Origin of the sequence: Roseomonas fluvialis, assembly GCF_022846615.1 — a bacterium.
Taxonomy (GTDB): domain Bacteria; phylum Pseudomonadota; class Alphaproteobacteria; order Acetobacterales; family Acetobacteraceae; genus Neoroseomonas; species Neoroseomonas fluvialis.
Genome location: NZ_AP025637.1, coordinates 4,535,507 through 4,548,805, shown reverse-complemented (window position 1 = coordinate 4,548,805; position 13,299 = coordinate 4,535,507). Strand labels below are relative to the sequence as shown.

General features: G+C 71.7%; 12 protein-coding genes. All 12 read right to left on the bottom strand.

Features of this window, described 5'->3' with window-relative positions; translation table 11 throughout:
* Window positions 1-3: 3 nt before the first annotated feature.
* The 12 genes from MWM08_RS21785 to MWM08_RS21730 all read right to left on the bottom strand — a co-directional run bounded on the left by MWM08_RS21785 (window position 4) and on the right by MWM08_RS21730 (window position 12,989).
* Complete coding sequence (locus tag MWM08_RS21785) at window positions 4-1,164, bottom strand: TraB/TrbI/VirB10 family type IV secretion system protein (RefSeq protein ID WP_244408606.1); 1,161 nt, start codon at window positions 1,162-1,164, stop codon at window positions 4-6.
* The gene (gene trbG, locus MWM08_RS21780; protein WP_244408605.1) at window positions 1,161-2,120 is read right to left on the bottom strand and encodes a P-type conjugative transfer protein TrbG; all 960 of its coding nucleotides are present in this window, start codon (window positions 2,118-2,120) and stop codon (window positions 1,161-1,163) included. Before trbG ends, MWM08_RS21785 begins: the two co-directional genes overlap by 4 nt.
* Window positions 2,117-2,800, bottom strand: a complete 684-nt coding sequence (gene trbF, locus MWM08_RS21775; RefSeq protein ID WP_244408604.1) for a conjugal transfer protein TrbF — start codon at window positions 2,798-2,800, stop codon at window positions 2,117-2,119. The genes trbG and trbF overlap by 4 nt, the downstream gene beginning before the upstream one ends.
* Entirely contained in the window at window positions 2,800-4,062 is a 1,263-nt protein-coding gene (gene trbL, locus MWM08_RS21770; RefSeq protein ID WP_244408603.1) for a P-type conjugative transfer protein TrbL, read from the bottom strand. The genes trbF and trbL overlap by 1 nt, the downstream gene beginning before the upstream one ends.
* A gap of 44 nt (window positions 4,063-4,106) precedes the next feature.
* Entirely contained in the window at window positions 4,107-4,856 is a 750-nt protein-coding gene (gene trbJ / locus MWM08_RS21765; RefSeq protein WP_244408602.1) for a P-type conjugative transfer protein TrbJ, read from the bottom strand.
* Window positions 4,853-7,291, bottom strand: coding sequence for a conjugal transfer protein TrbE (trbE, locus tag MWM08_RS21760; RefSeq protein WP_244408601.1), 2,439 nt, complete (start codon window positions 7,289-7,291; stop codon window positions 4,853-4,855). Before trbE ends, trbJ begins: the two co-directional genes overlap by 4 nt.
* Window positions 7,292-7,298: 7 nt before the next feature.
* Window positions 7,299-7,571: a VirB3 family type IV secretion system protein gene (locus MWM08_RS21755; protein ID WP_244408600.1), complete on the bottom strand. Its 273-nt coding sequence runs from the start codon at window positions 7,569-7,571 to the stop codon at window positions 7,299-7,301.
* Window positions 7,571-7,891 carry a TrbC/VirB2 family type IV secretion system protein gene (locus tag MWM08_RS21750; RefSeq protein WP_244408599.1) on the bottom strand — a complete coding sequence of 107 codons (321 nt, stop codon included), beginning with the start codon at window positions 7,889-7,891 and terminating at the stop codon, window positions 7,571-7,573. The genes MWM08_RS21755 and MWM08_RS21750 overlap by 1 nt, the downstream gene beginning before the upstream one ends.
* Window positions 7,888-8,856 carry a P-type conjugative transfer ATPase TrbB gene (trbB, locus tag MWM08_RS21745; RefSeq protein ID WP_244408598.1) on the bottom strand — a complete coding sequence of 323 codons (969 nt, stop codon included), beginning with the start codon at window positions 8,854-8,856 and terminating at the stop codon, window positions 7,888-7,890. Before trbB ends, MWM08_RS21750 begins: the two co-directional genes overlap by 4 nt.
* A 345-nt stretch (window positions 8,857-9,201) precedes the next feature.
* Window positions 9,202-11,421 (bottom strand): xanthine dehydrogenase family protein molybdopterin-binding subunit, encoded by a 2,220-nt coding sequence (locus tag MWM08_RS21740; protein WP_244460005.1) that lies wholly within the window; start codon window positions 11,419-11,421, stop codon window positions 9,202-9,204.
* Entirely contained in the window at window positions 11,421-12,455 is a 1,035-nt protein-coding gene (locus MWM08_RS21735; protein WP_244408597.1) for an FAD binding domain-containing protein, read from the bottom strand. Before MWM08_RS21735 ends, MWM08_RS21740 begins: the two co-directional genes overlap by 1 nt.
* 12 nt (window positions 12,456-12,467) lie before the next feature.
* Window positions 12,468-12,989 carry a (2Fe-2S)-binding protein gene (locus MWM08_RS21730; protein WP_423816057.1) on the bottom strand — a complete coding sequence of 174 codons (522 nt, stop codon included), beginning with the start codon at window positions 12,987-12,989 and terminating at the stop codon, window positions 12,468-12,470.
* Between the last annotated feature and the right edge of the window lie 310 nt (window positions 12,990-13,299).

The following is a 13,299-nucleotide window of genomic DNA, read 5'->3' as shown; positions in this document are numbered from 1 at the left end:
GGGTCAGCCTCCGTAGGGCTCAAGCACGAGGTCGCGGTGGACGATGACGCGCACCGGAAAGCCAGAGCGCACGGTCAGTGTCGGCGGGACGGATAGCTGCCGGCGGACGATCTCCTCGCCGGCGCGGCCGACGGTGTCCTGGCCGCTCTCGCGGATGGCGCGGGCGATGTCGCTTTCGTCGTCGCGGCCGAGTTCCAGGCCGAGGTTGAGCAGCGTCGCGAGGCCCGCGGCGAGGAAGAGCCGCCCCCAGTGGTAGTCGACCCCGTCCTCGAGGCCCGCGTAGCCTGCCTCGTCGGCCCCGGGCATGCGTTCCAGCACGATGGAGCGCCCGTTGGGCAGGATGAGCCGGTTCCAGACCAGCAGGATGCGCCGCTGCCCGAAGCTGACGCGGCTGTCATAGGCGCCGATCAGGCGCGCGCCCTGCGGGATGAGCAGGTGCCGCCCCGTCGGGCTGTCGAAGACGTTCGCTGTGACCTGGGCAGTGATCTGCCCCGGCAGGTCGGAGCGGAGGCCGGTGAGCAGCGCCGCGGGGATGACGCTCCCGGCCTGGATGACGAAGGGGCTCGCCGGTGTCTGGAGACGGTCCGGAGAGGTCGTGCGGCGATCGGCAGGCCCGCCCAGGAAGGCGAGCCGCCGGTCGGTGGCGTCGGGACCGATCGGCAACGCACCAGGATCCGCTGCCAGCGATCCGGCGGGCACTGCGCCACGCGGTTCACCCCGCGCCTCGACCTGCACAAAGAGCCGGCTGGTGCGCGCCGCCTCGATCTCCTGAAGCCGCCGCTGTTCCGCCGGATCGGCGGTGGTGGCGATTGGGGGCGGCACGACCGGCTGGCCGCGCTCCTGCGCGCGCACGATCGGCCGGCCGAGATCGCCCGGTAGCGGCGGCCCCAGCTGTGGGATGCCGGCGTAGTCGCGCGGCAGCATGGCGAGACCATCGGCCTGCGGGTTCCGGTCGGTGCTGTAGAGCTCGCGCGGCCCCTCGCCGCCGCTGCGGCCCTGGAGGGCCACGATCAGCGCCGCCCCGATGCCGAGCCCCGCCGCGACGCCGAGCCCGATGAGTACGCGCCGCGAGAGCCGCACCACGCGCGGCGGGTCGGGGCGCAGGCGCAGCGCCGCGGCGATGTCGCGCTCGCTCCCGCCCCGTTCCGGCGCCGCCCCGCTCATCGCGCCCGGCCATCGGTGCGCACGATGCGCACGCGCTGCTGCCGGTCACCGAGACGCAGCTCGGCCGCCGCGAAGAGCCGGTCGACGATCACAAAATTCTGCCGGACGCGGTAGTTGACGAGCTGCCCCTCACCCTCCGGCCCGATGACGAAGAGCGGCGGCATCTCGCCCTGGCCGATGCCGCGCGGGAACTCGATGAAGACCTGCCGCCCGTCGTCGAAGGCGCGCAGCGGCCGCCAGGCCGGGCTGTCGCCCTCGATCTCGTAGCGGAAGCGCAGCCGCGCGAGATCGAGCCCCTGCTCGACGGGTGCGGCGGCGTTCTGCCGGCGCAGCGCGATCAGCGCGTCCTGCGGATACTGCCAGGAGACGGAGGCCATGTACGTCTGTTCGGTCGAGCGCAGCTCCAGCAGGTAGGTGCGGCGGTCGGTGTTGATGATGAGGTTGGTGGTGAGGTCGGGCCGGGTCGGCTTGACGATGATGTGCACGCGGCGTGCGGGGCCGGTGCCGCTCTCGGTGTCGCCGATGATCCAGCGCACCGTGTCGCCGCCGGCGACGGGGCCGTTGCCGACCAGCGTCTCGCCCTCCTGCAGCATGATGGCGGTGACCTGGCCGGGCGCCGTGTAGACCTGATAGAGCGCGCCCGGCGTGAAGGGGTAGACCTGCACGGCGTTGATGAAACCCGCGCGCACGGGCTGCACGCGCGCGGCGGCGTTGGCCTGGTTGACCCGCACGGTGGGATCCGGCGCCTCGGGCGTGCGGCGCGCGGCCGGGATGCGCTGGAGCTGGCCCGGCAGTGGCAGGGGCGTCGGCACCTCGACGATCTCGACGGGGCGCGGCGGCTCGGGGATCTGCGTCGCCTGGATCGGCTCGTCGTCGTAGCGGATCTCGGGCGGGCGGAAGGCGCAGGCGCCGAGGCCCAACAGGATAAGCGCCAGGGTGGGGTGTGCGTGCCTCATTGCCCGAGCTCCCGCGACCAGTTGATGGCGTGGACGAAGATGCCGAGGGGGTTCTTGCGAAGGCGCTCGGCGTCGCGCGCCGGCTGGACGACGATCGTCAGGATCGCGGTCCAGCGCTCGGTGCGCGCGAGCTGGCCGTTCTCGTAGGTGCGTTCGATCCAGGCGACCCGAAAACTGTCCTCGGAGGCGCGGATGACGCTGGAGACCTCGACGGCGACCTGCTGGCGGCCGACGCGGGCGAACGGATCGCTGGCGCGCGCGAAGTCGTTCAGCGCCAGCGCGCCGCGATCGGTCGCGAAGTCATAGGCGCGCAGCCAGTGCTGCCGAACGATGATCGGGTCGGCGGCGATGCCGCGCACCTGCTCGATGAAGCGCGCGAGGTGCCAGGCGATCTGTGGGTCGGTCGGCCGGAAGTTGGCGATGGCGGGGGCGACGGCCTGCGCCTCGCCGAGCCGGTCCACCTGTACGACCCAGGGCACGACGGTGCCGCGGGCGGACTGCCAGACCAGCGCCCCAGCGAGGCCGGCGATCAGGGCGAGTTCGCCGAGCGCCATGAGGCGCCAGTTGCGCGCCTGGACGCGGGCGGAGCCGATGCGCTCGTCCCAGGCCTGGGCGGCACGCTGGTAGGGCGTCTCGGGCTCCGGCGTGCGGCCGTAGCGGACGGAGGGACGGCGGAACATCAGCGATCCTCCGTGAGGCGGATGGAGGAGCCCGCGCCACCACCGTCGCCCGAGCGGATAGCGTGGCCGAGGGTGGTGACGCCGTGGCTCAGCGCCTGGCCGCGGCGCATGCGCCGGGCCCAGGCGGGAGCGCCGGAGGATGGCGGCGGGTCCGCAGGGGGCGATGCGCCTCCACTGCCGGCGGCACTCCCGGCCGCGTGGCTCGCGCGGAGGCTGCCCGCCGCGCTGCGCAGCGGGCTCATGGCAGCCGAGCCCGCGGCCATCACGACACCCGAAGCACCGCCGGTGCGGTAGGCGGTGCCGGCGGCGCCCGTGGTATAGGCCGCGCCGCGTGCAGTCGCGCCGACCGCTGACCCCGCCGCGCCGACCGCTGCAAGCCCGGTCCGGGCGACAGCAGCACCGGCGACAGCTGCTCCCCCAACCGCCAGCCCCGTGCCGACCGCCGCGCCCGCGCCGAGCTGCGGCCCGCCGGAGATCAGCCCATTGGCTATGCCCGGCCCGAAGACCCCGAGTGCGAGCAGCGCCAGTGCCGCGAGCACGATCGACATCGCTTCGTCGATGGTCGGCTGGTTGGCGCCGAAGCCTGCCGTGAACTGCGCGAAGAGCGTCGAGCCGATGCCGATGATGACGGCCAGCACCAGCACCTTCACGCCGGAGGAGACGACGTTGCCGAGCACCCGCTCGGCGAGGAAGGCCGTCTTGCCGAACAGCCCGAAGGGCACCAGCACGAAGCCCGCCAGCGTCGTCAGCTTGAACTCGATCAGCGTGACGAAGAGCTGGATCGCCAGGATGAAGAAGGACAGCAGCACGACCGCCCAGGCGAACATCAGGATCGCGATCTGGACGAAGTTCGTGAAGAACGAGACGTAGCCCATGAGGCCGGAGACGGCCTGGAGCAGCGGCCGCCCGGCATCGAGGCCGACCTGCGCGACGCGTCCCGGCTGGAGCAGCTGCTGCGCCGTGATGGTCGAGCCCGAGGCGACCAGGCCGAGGCCGGCGAAGCTGTCGAAGATGACCTGGGCCAGGAAGTTCCAGTTGCCGACGATCCAGGCGAAGACGCCGACGAAGAGGGTCTTCTTGATCAGGCGGGCGATGATGTCGTCGTCCGCGCCCCAGGCCCAGAAGAGCGCGGCGAGCGTGATGTCGATGACGATGAGCGTCGCGGCGAGGAAGGCCACCTCGCCGCCGAGCAGCCCGAAGCCGCTGTCGATGTAGCGGGTGAAGACGTCGAGGAACCGGTCGATGACGCCGGTGCCGTTCATGGCACGCCGCAACGGTTGCGGGGATACGGCGCCACGGTCTGCCCTCAGGGACCATGGAACATGCGGGCGGAACCGGGCTGATAGCCGGCACCGGGTGCCAGGAAGCGCTCCAGCTGCTCGCGCGCCTGCTCCTCGCCGCTGGCCACGCGCGCGGCCTCCAGCGCCTGGGCACGGCCCTGCGCGGCGAGGAGCGCGGTGAGATCGGCGATCTGTTGGGACTGGAGGGCCAGGAGTTGGTTGCCCGCCTGCGCCGCCTGGAGCGCACCGGTCGCACCCTGGCTCTGGCCGATCAGCGCCTCGATCTCTGCGCGCGTGCCGGTGAGGTTGCCGACCACCGTCGCCTGGGTCATCAGCGCGTCCTGGAAGCCGGCGACGGAGGTCTGCCAGCGCTCGCGCGCATTGGCGAACATCTGCTGGCTGGAGCCGAGCGAGGCGGCGCTGCCGTAGCCCTGCGTGAAGGCGCGCTCGATGTCGGTGACCTCGTAGGCAAGGCGCTGGGCGCGGGCGATCAGCTGCTGCGTCCGCGCGAAGGACTGCTGCAGCCGCATGAGCGAGGAGTAGGGCAGGCTCGCGAGGTTGCGCGCCTGGTTGATCAGCATCTGCGCCTCGTTCTGGAGCGAGGCGATTTGGTTGTTGATCTGGTCCAGCGCGCGGGCGGCGGAGAGGATGTTCTGCGCGTAGTTCCATGGGTCGAAGACCGTCCACTGCGCCTGGGCGGGCGTGACCGTGACGGGGAACGGGAGGCCAAGGAGGGCCGCGCCGAGCAGCGCGGCGCGGAGCGGGCGGCGGATCATGGGGCGGGTTCCTCCGGAGGGTCGGGCAGAAGCTCGGCGGCCCAGTCGAGGCCACGGCGCAGCAGCCAGGCGCGCGCGAAGCCGGCGCGGCCATGGGTGGCCAGGGTCTCGGCGATGGCGGCCTGGTCGGTCTTGGAGGAGGCGGCGCAGAAGGCGAGCGCGACCTCCGACAGCCCCAGCTCGAAGAGCCGGTTGCCGCGGCGGGACTGGCAGTAGTAGTCGCGCTTGGGCGTCGCCCGGGCGAGGATCTCCGTCTGCCGGTCGTTCAGCCCGAAGCGGGCGTACATGGCGGCGATCTGCGGCTCGAGCGCACGCTCATTCGGCAGGAAGACGCGCGTCGGGCAGCTCTCGATGATGGCCGGCGCGATGGCCGAGCCGTCCACGTCGGCCAGGGACTGCGTCGCGAAGACCACCGAAGCGTTCTTCTTGCGGAGCGTCTTGAGCCACTCGCGCAACTGCGCGCCGAAGGTGGCGTCGTCGAGCGCGAGCCAGCCCTCGTCGACGATGATCAGTGTCGGCCGGCCGTCGAGGCGCCGGCCGATGGCGTGGAAGAGATAGGCCAGCACGGCGGGGGCGGCCGCAGTGCCGATCAGCCCCTCGGTCTCGAAGGCCTGCACCTCGGCCTCGCCCAGCCGCTCCGCCTCGGCGTCGAGCAGCCGGCCCCAGGGGCCAGCAAGGTTGTAGGGCTCGAGCGCGCGCTTGATTACCTGGGACTGCAGCAGCACGGCGAGGCCGGTCAGGGTGCGCTCGTGGATCGGCGCGGAGGCGAGGCTGGTCAGCGCGGACCACAGATGGTCCTTCACCGCCGGGTCGATCGCCACACCCTCGCGGGCGAGCAGGCCGGCGATCCATTCGGCGGCCCAGGCGCGCTCCTCCGGCGCATCGATCCGGGCCAGAGGCTGGAGCGCGACCGGCTCGGTCCTGTCGCCGGCCAGCGCGCCGCCGAGGTCATGCCAGTCCCCGCCCATGGCGATCGCGGCGGCGCGGATCGAGCCGCCGAAGTCGAAGGCGAAGACCTGCGCGCCGGCGTAGCGGGGGAACTGCAGCGCCATCAGCGCCAGCAGCACCGACTTGCCCGCGCCGGTCGGGCCGATGACCAGCGTGTGCCCGACATCCCCTACATGCAGCGAGAAGCGAAAGGGCGTCGCCCCCTCCGTCCGTGCATGGAACAGCGGCGGGCCGCCGAGATGCTCGTTCCGCTCCGGCCCGGCCCAGACGGCCGAGATCGGGACGATGTGGGCGAGGTTCAGCGTCGAGATCGGGGGCTGGCGCACATTGGCGTAGAGGTGGCCCGGCAGGCTGCCGAGCCAGGCCTCGACGGCGTTCACCCCCTCGCGGATGACGGTGAAGTCGCGGGACTGGATGACCTTCTCGACCAGGCGAAGGTTGTCGTCCGCGGCACGGGCGTCGTCGTCCCAGACCGTGACGGTCGCCGTGACATAGGCCCAGCCGGCGATGTCCTGGCCGAGCTCCTGCAGCGCCTCGTCGGCGTCGGCGGCCTTGTTGGCGGCATCGCTGTCGAGCAGGACGCTCTGCTCGTTGGTCATCACCTCCTTGAGGATCGCGGCGATCGACTTGCGCTTGGCGAACCACTGCCGGCGGATGCGCGTCAGCAGTTTTTGAGCGTCGGTCCGGTCCAGGCAGATGGCGCGCGTGCACCAGCGATACTCGAAGGCGAGCGCGTTCAGCTCGTCGAGGATCCCGGGGAAGGTGGCGCTCGGGAAGCCGATGATGGTCAGCACGCGCAGATGCGCATCGCCCAGCCGTGGCGCCAGGCCGCCCATCAGCGGCTGGTCCGCCAGCAGCGTGTCGAGATGCATCGGCGTCTCGGGCACGCGGACCAGGTGGCTGCGGGTTGAGACCGTCGCGTGCAGGAAGGTCAGCGTCTCGGCATCGTCGAGCCAGCGTGCCTCAGGGACGAAGGCCTCGATCTGGTCGAGCACGCGGTCGGTGCGGTCGATGAAGTTTCTGAGCGCCTCGCGGCCACCCGCCACCTCGGCGCCCGCTGTGCCCTCATAGAGAAAACCCTCGGCACGGGCGGCGTCGTCGGCCGGCGGCAGCCAGGCGAAGGTGAGGATGTAGCTGCTTTCGAAATGCGCGCCGGCCTCTTCGAACTGGGCGCGGCGCTCGGCATCGACCAGGGCCGAGACCGGGTCGGGGAAGGTGCTTGCGGGGTATCCCCGTGCCGGAACCCGCTGCGCCTCCGCGAAGACCGCCCAGCCCGAGCCGAGGCGGCGCAGCGCGCCGTTCAGCCGCGCGGCGGTGGCGGCGAGCTCGGCCGGGGTGGCGCTGTCCAGGTCCGGGCCGCGGAAGCGGGCGCTACGCTGGAAGGAGCCATCCTTGTTCAGCACCACGCCGGGTGCCACCAGCGCGGCCCAGGGCAGGAAGTCGGCCAGCGTCTGGGGCTTCCGGCGGTATTCGGCGAGGTTCAGCATCGCCGCCTCAGGCACGCAGCCAAGCGGGGTAGCGCAGGTGCCGGCGCACCACCTCGACGAACTGCGCATCCCGCCGCGCGGCCCAGACGGCGGCGAGGTGGCCCACCAGCCAGATCAGCACGCCCGCGACCCAGAGCCGCAGGCCGAGCCCGATCGCTGCAGCGAGCGTGCCGTTGGCGATGGCGACCGCGCGCGGCGCGCCGGCGAGCAGGATCGGTTCGATCAGCGCGCGGTGCACCGGCGCCGAGAAGCCCGGCACCAGATCGGCGGGCAGCGCCATCAGATCAGCGCCCCGCCGCCGAACTGGAAGAAGGACAGGAAGAAGCTCGACGCCGCGAAGGCGATCGAGATCCCGAAGACGATCTGCACCAGTCGCCGGAAGCCCCCCGAGGTGTCCCCGAAGGCCAGCGTCAGGCCGGTGACGATGATGATGATCACCGCGATGATCTTGGCGACGGGCCCCTCGATCGATTCCAGCACCTGCTGCAGCGGCTGCTCCCAGGGCATGTTCGAGCCGGCGGCGTGGGCGGGTGCCGTGAGCGCGAGGCAGAGCGCGAAGGCGGCCGCGCCGGCAAGGCGCGTGCGCAGCGTGGACGTCATGGTGTGTCTCCTGTGGGGGTGAGGTCGTAGTCGCCGGTGGCAGTCAGGCCGTGGACCTGGGCGAGTTCGGTGAGGCGGCGGTCGGCGCCGCGGCCGGCGAGCACGGCGATGACGTCGATCGTCTCGGCGATCAGCGCGCGCGGGACGGTGACGACGGCTTCCTGGATCAGCTGCTCGAGGCGGCGCAGCGCGCCGAGCGCGGAGCCGGCATGGATGGTGCCGATGCCGCCGGGATGGCCGGTGCCCCACGCCTTGAGCAGGTCGAGCGCCTCCGCGCCGCGCACCTCGCCGATCGGGATGCGGTCGGGGCGAAGGCGCAGCGCGCGGCGGACGAGTTCGGAGAGCGAGGCGACGCCGTCCTTGGTGCGCAGCGCGACCAAGTTCGGTGCGCGGCACTGGAGCTCGCGCGTGTCCTCGATCAGCACGACGCGGCCGCACTCACCGGCGACCTCGGCGAGAAGGGCGTTGGTCAGCGTGGTCTTGCCGGTCGACGTGCCGCCGGCGACGAGGATGTTGCGGCGCTCCGCAACCGCGATGCGCAGCGCGATGGCCTGCCCGGCCGTCATGATGCCGGCGGCGACGTAGTCCACCAGCGTGAAGACGGCGACGGCGGGCTTGCGGATCGCGAAGGCGGGGGCCGCGACAACGGGCGGGAGCAGGCCCTCGAAGCGCTCACCCGTCTCGGGCAGCTCCGCCGAGACGCAGGGGCGGTCCGCATGCACCTCCGCGCCGACATGATGCGCGACGAGGCGGATGATGCGCTCTCCGTCGGCGAAGGCCAGGCACTGGCCGGTGTCGGCGAGGCCACCCGCGAGACGGTCGATCCAGAGCCGACCGTCGGGATTCAGCATCACCTCGACGACGGCTGGGTCTTCGAGCCATCCCGCGATGCCGGGACCGAACGCCGTGCGCAGCATGCGCGCGCCACGCGCGGTCGTCTCGGCCTTGAGCGGATGCAGCGACATGCGGTCCCCGTGGTGGTGCCGCGGCGGAGGCGCCGCAGCGGGCGGGGATGATTAGAGAGCGGCAGGTCGGGGTAAGATCAACAAGCGGAATCGTGGCGTAGTGGAGTGGCGGACCAAGACAGGGATAACGGCATAGCGACCAGCGCAACATCTCACCGCATGGACGCTTCGGAAAAGGCGAGACCGTCGCCATCCAACGGACCGATACGAGCTGTGTTGTAAGGTCTTCTTGGCGATAATCGCGCAGGGGGCGCCAGGATCACCCCGCCCCATTCGCGGCAGCGGGGAGCGGGCGACAAATGATGCGTCGCCACGCGACCCCGTCGGCCAGCGATCCTTGCCAGGTTACCCGAGTAGATCTGCGAACTTGATCGGCAACTCGCGCACCCGCCTTCCGGTGGCGTGGTGCACTGCGTTGGCGATGGCCGCCGCGACGCCGACCTCGCACAGCTCGCCGATGCCGCGCACGCCGATGAGCGAGGCGTGCGGGTCATCCTCAGCGATGAAGGAGACGTCGATGTCGCGCGGGATATCCGCGTTGACCGGCAGGTGAACGCCGGACAGGTTCTTCGACACAAAGCGCCCGTGGCGCGCGTCCATCGCGCTCTCCTCGAGCATCGCGCGACCATAGCCCCAGATGATGCCGCCGATCATCTGGCTGCGCGCGGTGGCAGGGTTGAGGATTCGTCCGGCGGAGTAGCACCCGACCGCGCGGCGCATGCGCGCCACGCCGAGCTCCTCGTCCACCTCCATCTCGACGAACACTGCGCCCCAGGTGTGCATGGCGTGCGTCCCAGCGCCGCCATGCGCGTCGAATGGCACGCCGCCCGGCAGCTGGAACGCGCCGTCCGCCACCAGTTCCGCGACGCCACGTCTGGCGAGGAGCGACGGCCAGTCGGCGGGCGGCGGGACCGCCCCGCCAGCCAGCTCCCCGAGGCGCGCCTTGAGCCTGTCTGCCGCGTCGGCGACGGCTGAGCCCGCCGACATGGTGGTGGACGAGCCGAAGGTGCCGCCGGTTTCCGGCAGGTCGGTCGCGCCCAGCGCCGTCGTCACGCGCTCGATGGGAAGGCCCAGGCGCTCGGCTGCGATCCCAGCGAGAATCGTGCGCGTGCCCGTGCCGATCTCCTGGCTCCCCGCCTCGACGCGTACGGTGCCATCCGCGGCCAGCCGCACGCGCGCCGTCGATGCGAAGCGGAAGGTCGACATGATGGCCGACGCCATCCCCGTGCCGACGAGTCGGCGCCCTTCCCGGCGCGCGCGGGGCGTGGGATCGCGCCCTGCCCAGCCGAAGCGGCGCGCGCCTTCAGCGTAGGCTTCGCGCAGCTTCTTCGAGGAGAAGGGCTTGCCTCCGATCGGCTCGACATCCGCGTGATTCCGTAGACGCAGTTCCAGCGGATCGATGCGCAGCCGCTCGGCGAGTTCGTCCATGGCGCTTTCGAGCGCGAACATCCCCGGACCCTCGTGCGGGGCGCGCATGGCAGTGGGCGTCGGCACATCGGCCGGCACGATCCGCGTGCGCACGCGGATCGACGGGCAGGCATACATCGAGCGGGTGCCGGCCGAGCCGAACTCGATATAGTCGTCCGCCGTCGATGAGACATTCTCGGAGACGTGCTCGACCGCCGTCAGGCGCCCCTCCGCATCCGCACCGAGCCGGACACGCGACCGCACGACGGGCTGGTAGCCGGTGCCGGTGTAGCAGGCGTCCCGCCCCAGCACGATCTTGACCGGGCGGCCGGCAACGCGCGCGGCAAGCACGGCCAGCAGCTGATGCGGCCAGACGTAGCCCTTCGCGCCGAAGCCGCCGCCGGTATAGGGGCAGCGCACATGGATCGCGCCGGGGGGCATCTGCAGCAGGCCGGCGAGTGCGTAGCGCACGCCGAATGTCCATTGGCTCGCGGTGTGGATGTGCAGCTCAGCGCCGCGCCACTCCGCCAGCGTGGCAGGGGACTCCATCATGTTGTGATGCCGGGTCGGTGCCAGGTAGGTGGCGTCGATCGTGGCGGCGGCGCGAGCCAGGCCGGCGTCCACGTCGCCGCTCTCCTGGTCGATCTCGGCGAAGGCGTAGCCGTTGCCCTGCGTCCGCGGCGGCCGCGAGCTGCCCGTCTCGAACACGGTCGGCGGCTCGCGTAGGATCGACAGGCGCAGCAGCCCGGCCGCCTCCTCGGCCGCCTCCAGCGTTTCGGCGAGCACGATGGCGACCGGTTGGCCTTCGTGGCGGATCCGGTCGTCCGTCATTGGCACGGAGGCCGTTGCGAAAGGCGGAACCATGGGCGGGCCGAGCGGGGGCAGGTCGGCTCCTGTCAGGACGCGCACGACGCCCGGCACGCGAAGCGCCGCCGTCGCATCGATGCCCGCGAGCCGTCCCCTAGCGACGGGGCTGCCAACGATCACGCCGTGGAGTGTGCCGCGCGGCGTCTCCTCCCCGGCGAACACCGCCGCGCCCGTGACCTTCGGCGCGCCGTCGATGCGCCTGTGTGCCGTGGCGAGCGGGGAGCCCGTGCCGACGATCACGCCGGGCAGCGCGGCGTCGATGCGGTGGGAAGTGGGTCCGAGCCCGGTCATCACGCGATCCCTCCAGCTGTCAGGACGGCCCGGACGGCGGCATTCTCCACGAGCTTCGTCTTCCACGCCTGTCCGGGCAGCGGGCGCGCCGCGCCCAGCGCCGCGACGATGGCGGCCCGTATCGTCGCCTCGCTCAGCGGCGCGTCGCGGAGCCGCGCCTCGGCCTCGGTCAACCGCATCGGCTTCTGCGCCACCGAGCCGAGCGCGAGCCGGAGCTGGCGGATGCGCCCGTCCGTGGCATCGAGGCAGGCGGCGGCGGACACCATCGCGTATTCGTAGGATTCTCGCTCGCGCACCTTGAGATAAGCGGACCGGCGCGACGCGGCGTCGGCTGGTACGTGATAGCGCAGGATGATCTCGTCTGATCGGAGCTGCGTCTCGACGCCGAACGCCGCCGTGTTGGAGGTCGGCGCAGTGCGCGCCGCCTCCTCCTGGGTCAGGTGGAACGCGTTCATGGCGATGCGGCGAACGCCGCGCGGCCCCTGTATCTCCGCCTCGGCGCCGAGCGCGGAGAGAGCGACGGCGGGATCGGATGGCTGCGTGGCGACGCAGGCGTCGGTCCAGCCGAACAGCGCCGCGCGGTCCCATCCTCCTTCAAGCGCCGAGCAGCCCGAGCCGGCAACGCGCTTGTTGCAGGCCCAGGGCATGCGCTCGGGAACCGGCGCCTCGGCGCGGAAGTACGGGCAGCGCGTACGCTGCAGGACATTGCCGCCGAGCGTCGCCCTGTTGCGCAACTGCGGTGAGGCTGCGCGCAGGCACGCCTCGGCCAACACCGGCGCGCGCTCGCGCACCAGCGCGTGGGCACCAACCGCCCCCAGCGTCGCGAGCGCGCCGATCACCAGGCGTCCGCCCTCCGCGCGTATCCCATCGAGCTCGGGAAGGCGCGAGACGTCGACGACGCGCTCCGGATGCGCGATGCCGAGGCGCATCCAGTTCAGGAGTTCCGTTGTGCCGGCCGCGAGGGCCGCGCCGCCAGCGGCCGCCGACACGGCGTCGCCAATGCTCGCGGCGTGGCCATAGGTGAAGTTGCGCATGTGTGTTCCTCCTCAGCCCGCGCGCACGCTCAGGACGGTGGCCGGCTGCACGGCGCCGCTGGGGTGCACCGCCCGGCCCGCCGCACCGAGTTCCGCAGCCGCCCGCTCCACGGCGGCGACGATCTGCGGATAGGCAGCGCAGCGGCACAGATTGCCGCTCATCCATTCCGCGATCTCCGTGGCCGAGCCGGCGTGACCTTCGCGGATGCAGGCGACGGCGGAGACGATCTGCCCCGGCGTGCAATAGCCGCACTGGAAGGCGTCCTCGGCGATGAAGGCGCGCTGCACGGCGTCGAGCGTGCCGTCGGCACTGGCCAGGCCCTCCACGGTGACGATTGCACGGCCATCGCAGGCGGCGGCCAGCGTCATGCACGCGTTGATCCTTGCCCCGTCGAGAAGCACGGTGCAGGCGCCGCACGCGCCCTCGTTGCAGCCCTTCTTGGTGCCTGGCAGCGCCATCTGCTCGCGCAGAAGGTCAAGCAGCGAGACGCGCGCCTCGTGCACGATGACATGGGTGCGCCCGTTCACCGTCAATCGGGTGGAGCGCGACGGCGACGTCGGAGCCCCCGTTTGAGCAGATGCGCTCTCCGCCCCCAGGCTCGCCGCGCCAATCACCCCGACGGTACTTCCTTGAAGGAGCTGACGGCGGTTTAAGTCCGGTGATGACATCTGCGCCTCTCTCGTCGGAGAAATACCCACTGCTTGGTGCGGGGATTGGTCTCCCGCATCCCGTCGCGTTATGAACATGTCTCCACATAACGCTTGCGGGTAGGGCAGGAGAGGCAACTGAGCACGATCCGTACGCTTCGCGGACCGACATCGCGGCCCTTCCTCCATCGGGGAA